This is a genomic window from Streptomyces xiaopingdaonensis, assembly GCF_000262345.1.
Taxonomy (GTDB): domain Bacteria; phylum Actinomycetota; class Actinomycetes; order Streptomycetales; family Streptomycetaceae; genus Streptomyces; species Streptomyces xiaopingdaonensis.
The window spans coordinates 1-9,955 of record NZ_AJTQ01000227.1 but is presented as its reverse complement, the minus strand read 5'-3'; the positions used below and the strand labels follow the sequence as shown (position 1 = coordinate 9,955).

At 73.3% G+C, this 9,955-nt stretch carries 7 protein-coding genes; 3 read left to right on the top strand and 4 right to left on the bottom strand.

What is annotated here, in order from left to right; all coding sequences use genetic code 11:
* The coding region (locus UWG_RS0118115) for an SAM-dependent methyltransferase (RefSeq protein ID WP_016908630.1) at positions 1-738 on the top strand (738 nt) is incomplete at its 5' end.
* 21 nt (positions 739-759) lie between these two features.
* Here the strand turns inward: UWG_RS0118115 and UWG_RS0118110 are convergent.
* Positions 760-4,617 (bottom strand): ABC transporter ATP-binding protein, encoded by a 3,858-nt coding sequence (locus UWG_RS0118110; RefSeq protein ID WP_016908629.1) that lies wholly within the window; start codon positions 4,615-4,617, stop codon positions 760-762.
* A 245-nt stretch (positions 4,618-4,862) separates the two neighbouring features.
* Between UWG_RS0118110 and UWG_RS0118105 the strand changes: the two genes are divergently transcribed.
* Together UWG_RS0118105 and erm are read left to right on the top strand one after the other, a co-directional pair.
* Complete coding sequence (locus UWG_RS0118105; protein ID WP_016908628.1) at positions 4,863-5,702, top strand: phosphatase; 840 nt, start codon at positions 4,863-4,865, stop codon at positions 5,700-5,702.
* 382 nt (positions 5,703-6,084) lie between these two features.
* Positions 6,085-6,846 carry an ErmE/ErmH/ErmO/ErmR family 23S rRNA (adenine(2058)-N(6))-methyltransferase gene (erm, locus tag UWG_RS0118100; protein WP_016908627.1) on the top strand — a complete coding sequence of 254 codons (762 nt, stop codon included), beginning with the start codon at positions 6,085-6,087 and terminating at the stop codon, positions 6,844-6,846.
* A gap of 6 nt (positions 6,847-6,852) precedes the next feature.
* On the opposite strand, the gene tesB is transcribed toward erm, so the two are convergent.
* The 3 genes from tesB to UWG_RS0118085 all read right to left on the bottom strand — a co-directional run bounded on the left by tesB (position 6,853) and on the right by UWG_RS0118085 (position 9,743).
* Positions 6,853-7,746 carry an acyl-CoA thioesterase II gene (tesB, locus tag UWG_RS0118095; RefSeq protein WP_016908626.1) on the bottom strand — a complete coding sequence of 298 codons (894 nt, stop codon included), beginning with the start codon at positions 7,744-7,746 and terminating at the stop codon, positions 6,853-6,855.
* A gap of 87 nt (positions 7,747-7,833) precedes the next feature.
* The gene (locus UWG_RS0118090) at positions 7,834-8,991 is read right to left on the bottom strand and encodes an acyl-CoA dehydrogenase family protein (protein ID WP_029391553.1); all 1,158 of its coding nucleotides are present in this window, start codon (positions 8,989-8,991) and stop codon (positions 7,834-7,836) included.
* Between the two features lie 143 nt (positions 8,992-9,134).
* Positions 9,135-9,743, bottom strand: a complete 609-nt coding sequence (locus UWG_RS0118085; RefSeq protein ID WP_016908624.1) for an SACE_7040 family transcriptional regulator — start codon at positions 9,741-9,743, stop codon at positions 9,135-9,137.
* Between the last annotated feature and the right edge of the window lie 212 nt (positions 9,744-9,955).

The window sequence follows — 9,955 nt, the reverse complement described above, 5'->3', positions numbered from 1 at the left end:
TACTACCTCGGCGGCAAGGACTGGTTCGAGGCCGACCGGCAGACAGCCGAACAGGTCGTCGCCCGCTTCCCCGCCGTACGCACGGGAGCACGCGCCAACCGTGCCTTCATGCACCGCGCCACCCGAACCCTCGCCCGTGACAGAGGAGTTCGCCAGTTCCTCGACCTCGGCACCGGCATCCCCACCGAACCCAACCTCCACCAGATCGCCCAAGCCGAGGCGCCCGAGGCCCGCGTCGTCTACGTCGACAACGACCCGCTCGTCATCGAGTACGTCGACGCCCTCATGCGCGGAACCCCGCAGGGGCGGACGGCGTACGCCGAGGCCGACGTCCTCAAGGACGACGTCCTGCAACTCCCGCAGATCCGGGAGGTGCTGGACCTCAGGGAACCGGTGGCGCTCTCCGTCGTCGCGCTGCTGCACTTCGTCCCGGACGCCGCCGACCCGTACGGCCTCGTCCGCGGCCTCCTCGACGCTCTGGCACCCGGTTCCCACCTCGTCCTCTCCCACGCCACGGACGACTTCGCGCGCGACGACGCCAGAGAGCTCGGCGAGATGTACCAGCGCAAGGGCATCGAAGGGAAGCTCCGTTCGCACGCCGAGGTCGCCCGCTTCTTCGAAGGCCTCGACCTCCTCGACCCCGGCCTCGTCGTCGGCCACCGCTGGCGCCCGGACGAGAAACCCCAACTCCCGGACGCGGAGGTGGGGTTCTACGCCGGCGTCGGCCGGAGGCCGTGAGCCGGCCCCGCGCGGGGCGGCTCAGACGTCCACGGCGACCGTGTCTCCCCCCGGGCCCGCATCCGTGTCCCGCCGCACGACGACGCGCTCCGGCGGCGCCTCGCCGCTGAACGTCCGCCACAGGCGGGCGTAGTGCCCTTCGCGGGCGAGGAGTTCGGTGTGGGTGCCGTCCTCGACGACCCTGCCGTGGTCGAGGACGACCACGCGGTCGGCCCTCGCCGCCGTCGTCAGCCGGTGGGCGACGACGAGCGTGGTGCGGACGTGCGCGAGCCGGTCCGTCGCCTCGTTGACGAGGGACTCGGTGGCGAGGTCGAGCGAGGCGGTCGCCTCGTCGAGCAGAAGCACGTCGGGGTCGACGAGCTCGGCACGGGCCAGCGCCAAGAGCTGCCGCTGACCGGCCGACAGGTTGCGTCCGCGCTCGTCGACGGGGTGGAGGAAGCCGCCGGGGAGCGCGGCGACCATGTCCCACGCGCCCACCGCCCGCGCCGCCGCCTCGACTTCGGCGTCGGTCGCGTCCATGCGGCCGTACGCGATGGCGTCGCGCACGGTGCCGGTGAAGAGGAACGGCTCCTGCGGCACGACGCCGAGCCGGTGCCGGTACGCGCCGGGGTCGTACTCGCGCAGGTCGGTGCCGTCCACGCGGACGGCGCCGCCGGTCGGGTCGTAGTAGCGGGCGACGAGCTTCACCAGCGTCGACTTGCCCGCGCCCGTCTCGCCGACGAAGGCGACCGTCTGCCCGGCGGGGATCGTCAGGCCGACACCGGAGAGCGCGGCCTCCTCGGCCTGCCCGTCCTCGGTGGTGTAGGTGAAGTGCACGTCGTCGAAGGCGACTTCGCCGCGCAGGCTCGCCACGGGCCGTGGGTTCTCGGGGGCGGGGACGCTGGTCTCCTCGCGGAGCAGGTCCTGGATGCGCCGGAGGGAGACGGCGGCCTGCTGGTAGCCGTCGAAGACCTGCGAGAGCTGCTGCACGGGCGCGAAGAACAGCTCGATGTAGAGGAGGTAGGCGACGAGGGCTCCCGCGGTGAGCGTGCCGTTCTCGATCCGCCCCGAGCCGACGATCAGCACGCCCGCGGTGGCGAGCGAGGCGAGCAACTGCACGAAGGGGAAGTAGACCGAGATCAGCCACTGCCCCCTGATGCGGGCCCTGCGGTACCCGTCGCTGCGGGCCGCGAACCGCTCGGCCCCGCGCTCCTCGCCGCGGAACGCCTGCACCATCCGCAGCCCGGCGACGGACTCCTGGAGGTCCGCGTTGACGGCGCTGACCCGCTCGCGCGCCAACTCGTAGGCGCGGACGCTGTGTCGGCGGAAGATGACGGTGCCGACGGCGAGCAGCGGCAGCGTCGCGGAGACGACGAGCGCGAGCTGGAGGTCGAGGACGAAGAGCGCCCCGAGGATGCCGAGGAAGGTGAAGACGGAGACGACGGCGGTGACGAGGCCCGTCTGGAGGAACGTCGAGAGCGCGTCGACGTCGGTCGTCATCCGCGTCATGACGACGCCGCCGAGGTGCCGCTCGTAGTAGTCGAGGCCGAGCCGCTGGAGCTGCGCGAAAATCTTCAACCGCAGTGCGTACAGGACGCGTTCGCCGGTGCGCCCGGTGAGCCGCATCGATCCGAACTGCGCGGCCCACTGCGCGACGACGACGAAGAGCGCGAACGCCGCCGCCGTCCAGACCGCGCCGAGCGCGCCCTGCTGGACGCCCTCGTCGATGCCGTGCCGGACGAGTACGGGCAGGAGCAGCCCGAACCCCGCGTCGAGGGCGGCGAAGAGCAGCGCGACGCCGAGCGCCGCGCCGAAGCCGTGCAGGAGGCGGCGCAGCCCGTAGGCGCGCTCGCGCTGCTCGGCGCGGTCCTCGTCGACGTCGGGTACGTCGTCGGCCGGTGGCAACGCAGCGACCTTCGCGAGGAGTTCGGGGCTGCCGGGGAGCGAGGCGAGCTCCGCGCCGAAGCCGCCGGGGCGGCCCGCGGTCGCGGCCGCGGGGGCCGCGGCGGCGTCCTCGGGGTCGGCGCCGGTCTCCGACTCGCTTGTGCGGCCCCAGAGTTCGGGCGTGATGCCGCCGCCCGCCGTCTCGCCCGTGTGCTCGGCGAGGCCCGCCGGGTCGCGGTCGACGTCGCCGAGTTCGTCGGGGTCGGTGAGGAGGCGGCGGTAGAGGGAGCAGCGTGCGGTGAGTTCGTCGTGGGTGCCGAGGTCGACGAGGCGGCCGCGGTCGAGGACGGCGATGCGGTCGGCGAGCGCGAGGGTGGAGAGGCGGTTGGCGATGAGCAGCGTGGTGCGTCCGGCCATGACGCTGCGCAGCGCCTCGTGGATCTCGTGCTCGACGCGCGCGTCGACGGCCGAGGTGGCGTCGTCGAGCAGGAGGAGCCGCGGGTCGGTGAGGATGGCGCGGGCGAGGGAGATGCGCTGGCGCTGGCCGCCCGAGAGGGTCATGCCCTGCTCGCCGACGCGTGTCCCGTAGGCGTCGGGGAGTTCGCGGACGAAGCGGTCGGCCTGGGCGACGCGGGCGGCGGCGAGGATCTGCTCCTCGGTCGCCTCGGGGAAGCCGTAGGCGATGTTCTCGCGGACGGTGCCGGAGAAGAGGAAGCTGTCCTCGGGGACGAGGCCGATCGCGGAGCGGAGCGAGTCGAGGGTGAGGTCCCGCACGTCGTGGCCGCCGACGCGGACGGCGCCGCCCGTGGGGTCGTAGTACCGCGGAAGCAGCAGCGAGACGGTGGACTTGCCGCTGCCGCTGGGGCCGACGACGGCGACGGTCTCGCCCGGCTCGATGCGGAGGCCGAAGCCGTCGAGGACGGGGACGCCCGCTTCGTCGGCGTCCCCGTAGCCGAAGGTGACGTCGTCGAACTCGACGGAGGCTTCGGCGTCGGCGGGCAGCTCGTGCGCGTCGGACCGCTCGGATATCCGGGGCTCGGTGTCGATGAGCTGGGTGATGCGCTCGACGCCCGCGCGGGCCTGCTGCCCCACCGTGAGCATCATGGCGAGCATCCGCACGGGCCCGACGAGCTGTGCGAGGTAGGTGGAGAAGGCGACGAAGGTACCGAGCGTGATCTGCCCCCGGGTGGCGAGCCAGCCGCCGAGCGCCAGCATCGCGACCTGTCCCAGCGAGGGGATGGACTGGAGCGCGGGGGTGTAGCGGGAGTTGAGCTTGACGGTGCGCAGCCGCCCGGCGAAGAGCACCCGGCTGATCCTGCGCAGCTTCCCGCGCTCCTGCTCCTCCTGCCCGAACCCCTTGACGACGCGCACGCCGGTGACCGCCCCGTCGACGACGGAGGCGACGGCGCCCGCCTGCTGCTGCGCGTACCAGGTGGCGGGGAAGAGGCGGGTGCGGCTGAGGTCGGCGATCCACCACAGCAGCGGGAAGACGGCGACGGAGACGAGGGTGAGCAGCGGCGAGAGCGTCAGCATCACGCCGAGCGCGACGAGGAAGAGCAGGACGTTCCCGATCATCATCGGCAGCATGAACAGGAGGCTCTGCACGAGCTGGAGGTCGCTGGTCCCGCGTCCGACGACCTGCCCCGTGGAGAGCTCGTCCTGGCTGCGGCCGTCGAGCCGGATGATCGAGCGGTACATGTCGGTGCGCAGGTCGTGCTGGACGTCGAGCGCGAGGCGCCCCCCGTAGTAGCGGCGCACGAAGGTGAGCCCGTAGACGACGACTGCGGCCGCGAGGAGGAGGCCGATCCACAGCCACAGCCCGCCGCCCCCGCCGACGATCACGTCGTCGATGATGCTCTTGGTGAGGAGCGGGATCAGCGCCATCACGGCCATTCCGCCGAGCGAGGCGCCGAGCGCCAGCAGCACCTCGCGCGGGTACCGCCAGCAGTACCCGGCGAGCCTGCGCGCCCACCCCTGCCGGCTGCCCGCGCCCGTCACCGCTTCCGTCTCCGCCACTCCGCGTCCCTTCGCCGGCGCTGTCTCGTCCACTGTCCTGGTCTGCCGGGAGGGCCAACGTCCCGACGTGCGGATTTCATCCCGCCGCAACAGGGTGCAACAGAACGTCCGCCGATGGTCCCGCCCGCGGGGACCGGCGGACGAGGGCCGACGGCCGGGGCCCGCGGGAAGCGGGAGCACGAGGCGGCTCGCACGGAGTTCCTCCCGCCGCTCCCCTGCACCCTCGTAGGGGCGACAATGACCGCATGCGCCAGCAGCCTCCGCCTCCGCCCGGGACATGCGCCACTGGTTTCCCCGGCGGCGGCACCCGCCCGCCGGAGCGCGACGCGCTCCTGCGCCACCTCGTCGGCACGCGCATCGCCGGCGACGTCGCCACCGCGCGCGAGAACAACCTCGCGCACTACCGCAGCCTCGCCAACGGCGACCGCCACTTCTGGCTCGGCCTGGAGCTGGGCGACCGGTGGAGCGACGAGCAGGACGTCCTCGCCGTGCTGGCGGAGCGCTGCGGCGTCGACGACGACCCGGACCACCGCACGGGCCAGGACACCATCGACCCCCTGCTCACCGCGGCGGCCCTCGACCGCGCGGCGGCCGAGCTGCGCCGGGCCGTCGACGGCGGGCTGCGGGTGCTCTTCGCCACCGGGCACCCGGGCTCGCTCCTCGACCTGCACGGCTCCCTCGCCCGCGCGGTCCACGCCGCCGGGTGCGAGGTGGTGCGGGTGCCGTTCGGCACCGTGGCGGACGAGGCCGTGGTCGTGCAGTTCGGCGGCGTCGCGGTGCTGGAGCGGGGCGCCTCGCTCTGGCACACCCACTCGCCCGCGCCGATGGCCGCGGTGCTCGACGCGCTGACGGAGGCGGGCGAGCCGGCGCCCGGACTCGTCGTCGCCGACCACGGCTGGGCCGGCTGCGCCGCCCAACGCGGCGTCCCCACGGTCGGGTTCGCCGACTGCAACGACCCGGCGCTCTTCCTCGGCGAGGCGGAGGGCACGCTCGCGGTCACCGTCCCGCTCGACGACCACGTCGCGGAGCCGCGGCAGTACGAGCCGCTCACCGCCTACCTGCTCAGGGCGGCGGGGCTGGCCTGACGCGGTGAAAAACCCGTTGCCCCGCGCCCGCCGCGTCCGTAGGTTCGCGGGCATGTGCGCAGCGATCTACATCCGTCCGTGGCACCGCCAGGCTCTGCGCCCGGCCGCCTGACCACGGACCCTCGCCGAGGCGACCGCGGAACACCGGCCCTCGGCGCCGATCGCGCCCCCTGACCGCTCCGGTCACGCGGGGCGCGGCACGCACGGCTGCCCGCTTCCGGCACCGCGTCCGCACGGTCACGTGCCGCCCGGCCAGAGCCCTCCGACTCGCCCACGACTCGGACGGGCTCAGCCGTACCCCGCCAACCGCCCTGTACGTCCACGAGTTCGACGCTCGCGGGCGGGCGGCCGGCTGTCCCGTCCTCGATCAGAGGACTCCCCCATGGCACGTCGCCGACTCGCGCTCTCCCAGAACCTCCTGCACTCCCCCGGCACCGCCCGCCGCCTCGTCCGCCTCGCCGGGGTCGGCTCCGAGGACCTCGTCCTCGAACCCGGCCCCGGCGCGGGCGCGCTCACGCGGGAGCTCGCCGCCCGCTGCGACCGGGTCGTCGCCTACGAGCTCGACGAGCGGTTGGCAGCCCGCCTGCCGCACCGCGTCGCAGCCCCCAACGTCCGCCTCGTACAAGGGGACTTCCTCGACGCGCCGCCTCCCCGGCAGGCGTTCGCGGTCGTCGGCAACCTCCCGTTCGCGCGGACCTCCGCCGTCGTCGCCTGGTGCCTCGCGGCGCCGCACCTCACCTCGGCGACGCTCCTGACGCAGCGGGAGTTCGCCCGCAAGCGCACCGGCGGCTACGGGAGTTGGCCGCGCGCGACGGTGGAGAGCTGGCCCCGGTACACGTGGACGATGCCGGCCACCGTCGACCGGCGCCACTTCCACCCCGTGCCCCGCGTCGACGCGGGCGTACTGCGCTTCGTCCGCCGCTCGCGCCCGCTGCTGCCCGCGGCCCGACTCGCCCCGTACCGGCGCCTGGTGGCCGAAGGGTTCACAGGCGTGGGCGGCTCGCTCCACGCCACGCTGGCCCGCGGGCGCGCCCCGCACCGCGTACGGGCGGCGTTCCGCGCGGCCCGTATCGACGCGGACGTCCCCGTGGGGCACGTCACGCCGCAGCAGTGGCTGGCGCTCTTCGGCGCGCTGCGGACGTGAGCCGGCTCAGCGCTGCTCGTCGCGGGGGATGCGCACGGCGCCCTCCTGGATCACCGAGACGGCGAGCGCGCCGCCCCGCGTGAAGATGCGCCCCCTGGCGAGGCCCCTGCCGCCCTGCGCCGTCGGGGACTCCTGGTCGTAGAGGAGCCACTCGTCGGCGCGGAACGGCCGGTGGAACCACATCGCGTGGTCGAGGCTCGCGCCGACGACGTCGCCGACCGCCCAACCGCCGCGCCCGTGCGCGAGGAGGACGGAGTCGAGGAGCGTCATGTCGGAGACGTAGGTGGCGAGGCAGATGTGGAGCATCGGGTCGTCGGACTCGCCCTGGAGCTTGCCGTTGGTGCGGAACCACACCTGGGAGCGGGGGTCCCTGCGGAGGCCGACGCTGGCGAACGGCGGTTCGTGGACGTAGCGCAGGTCGACGGCGGCGCGGGCCTCCAGGAGTCGGCGCGGCGTCTCCGTGTCGGGGAAGAGGGAAGCGTACCGGGGCATCAGCTCCTCGGCGGTCGGCAGCGTCTCCGGGTCCGGTGCCTCGGGCATCGGCTCCTGGTGCTCGAGGCCCTCCTCGTGGATCTGGAAGGACGCCGAGAGGTGGAAGATCGGCTGCCCGTGCTGCACGGCGACGACCCGCCGGGTGGTGAAGGAGCGGCCGTCGCGGATGCGGTCCACCGTGTAGACGATCGGCGTCCCGGGATCGCCGGCGCGCAGGAAGTACGAGTGGAGCGAGTGCGGCAGCCGCTCGGCGGGGACCGTCCGGCAGGCCGATACGAGGGCCTGCGCGGCGACTTGACCGCCGAAGACGCGGGGGACCACGGCGAAGCGGCTCTGCCCGCGGAAGATGTCCTGCTCGACCCGCTCCAGATCGAGCAGGTCGAGCAGGGAGGACAGTTCTTGGCTCATGCGGTCGATCCTGCCCGGCGACCGCACTTCCAGGCGACGACGCACGTCACAGTGGGTCTGCGGTCGTGCGGACGTACCGCGTCCGGCTCACAGGCCCATCGACTTGGCGATGATGGACCGCATCACCTCGCTGGTGCCGCCGTAGATCCGCGAGACGCGGGTGTCGGCGTAGAGGGAGGAGATCGGGTACTCCAGCATGTAGCCGTAACCGCCGTGCAGTTGGAGGCACTTGTCGATGACGTGGGCCGCGCGCTCGGTGGTGAAGAGCTTCGCCGAGGCGGCGTCGGCGGGCGTGAGCTCGCCGGCGTCGAGCGCCTCCAGCGCGCGGTCGACGACGGCCTGCATCGCGTCGACGTCGGACTGGCAGTCGGCGAGGACGAACTTGGTGTTCTGGAAGGAGGCGACCTCCTTGCCGAAGACGGTCCGCTCCTTCGTGTACTCCTTCGCGAACCGTACGGCCGCCGCCGACTGCGCGTAGGCGCCGAGCGCGATGCCGAGGCGCTCCTGCGGAAGGTTGTGGGCGAGGTACGAGAACGCCTTGCCCTCCTCGCCGAGGAGGTCCTCCACCGGCACCTCGACGTCGGTGAAGGAGAGTTCGGCGGTGTCGGAGGCGCGCAGGCCGAGCTTGTCGAGCTTGCGTCCGACGGCGAAGCCCTCGCTGTGCGCGTCGACGACGAGGATCGAGATGCCGCCGCGGCGGTCCTCGGGCGTGGGCGGCGCGGTGCGGCAGCAGACGAGGACGCGGTCGGCCTGGACGCCGCCGGTGATGAAGGTCTTGGCGCCGTTGAGGACGTAGTGCGTGCCGTCCTCGGAGAGCTTCGCCGTGGTCTTCATGCCGGCGAGGTCGGAGCCGGTGCCCGGCTCCGTCATGGCGATGGCGGTCATCGTCTCGCCGCTGACGAACCGGGGCAGCCAGCGCTTCTTCTGTTCCTCGTTGCCGTACTTGAGGAGGTAGGGGAGGCAGAGAGCGGTGTGCACGCTGGAGCCGCCGAAACTGACACCGGCCCGCGCGGTCTCCTCGGTGAGGACGGCGTTGAACTTGAAGCTGCTCTCGCCGGCGCCGCCGTACTCCTCGGGGACCTCGATGCCGAAGACGCCGAGCGCGCCGAGCTTGCGGTAGAACTCGCGCGGTACGTAGCCCTGTTCGGACCACTCCTGGTAGTACGGCACGACCTCGGCGGCGATGAAGTCGCGGATCGTCTCGCGGAACGCCTCGTGGTCCTCGTTGAACACAGTGCGACGCACGGCACGCCTCCTCGGATGCGCAGCCCGGGGCTGCCGGCTGCTGCGGGCTCGTTTTCTAAGCGCTTGCTCAGGGACTTCTCGCAAGCTACCACCCGCACCCCGCGGATCGGGAGGGCTCGGACGGCGCGCGGACGGCGCGCGGTTCACGCCGCGGCCGCCGCGAGCGCACCCCGCGCAAGGCGGTGGAGGAGCGCCGCCGTCGTCCCGCGGTCCGGCAGCGCGGACGAACCGCTCAGGTGCGGCGTCGAGTTGAGCAGTCCGAAGACGGCGTGCACGGCGACGCGCGCGTCGGGCCCGCCGAGCTGCGGGTACCGCCCGCGCACCACCTCGACCCAGAGCTCGACGTACTGCCGCTGAAGCCTGCGCACCCGCTTGCGGTCGGCGGGGCGCAGGCGATCCAACTCCCGGTCGTGGAGGGTGATGAGGGCGCGGTCGTCGAGCGCGAACTCGATGTGCCCGTGGATGAGCGAGTCGAGCGCCGCGTCCTCGGAGCCGCCCTCGGCCTGCGCCTCCTCGACCCGGCCGCGCCCGCCCTCGTTGAGCCGCTCGCTGATGCCGACGAGGAGTTCGGCGAGCATGGCGTCCTTGCCGGCGAAGTGCCGGTAGATACCGGGCCCGCTGATGCCGACGGCCGCTCCTATCTCGTCGACACCGACGCCGTGGAAACCGCGCTCGGCGAAGAGCCGCGCCGCCTCCCGCAGGATCTGCTCCCGTCGGGCCGGAGCGGCCTTGGTGGTACGCATGCCCGCCATTGTAGACAGCGGTGTTAGTGGGCGTTAACCTGTCGCCGTCCGGTTAACGGCGGCTAACACGCCGCGCCGCGAGTGGCACCGTCGAGCGAGGGAGCTGGACCGATGCAGCAGACCGCAGGGACCACGCCCCGGCCGGGCGCCCCCGAAGCGCCGGTGCTCTCCGTCGCGGCCGAGCCCCCGCCGGAGGCGGCACGCGCCCGCGCCGCCGCGCA

Excerpts from the sequence above, each read along its gene's own strand:
- UWG_RS0118105 (WP_016908628.1), top strand. The coding sequence starts at position 4,863 with ATGCGCCAGCAGCCTCCGCCTCCGCCCGGGACATGCGCCACTGGTTTC.
- tesB (WP_016908626.1), bottom strand. The coding sequence starts at position 7,746 with ATGAGCCAAGAACTGTCCTCCCTGCTCGACCTGCTCGATCTGGAGCGG.
- UWG_RS0118085 (WP_016908624.1), bottom strand. The coding sequence starts at position 9,743 with ATGGCGGGCATGCGTACCACCAAGGCCGCTCCGGCCCGACGGGAGCAG.
- erm (WP_016908627.1), top strand. The coding sequence starts at position 6,085 with ATGGCACGTCGCCGACTCGCGCTCTCCCAGAACCTCCTGCACTCCCCC.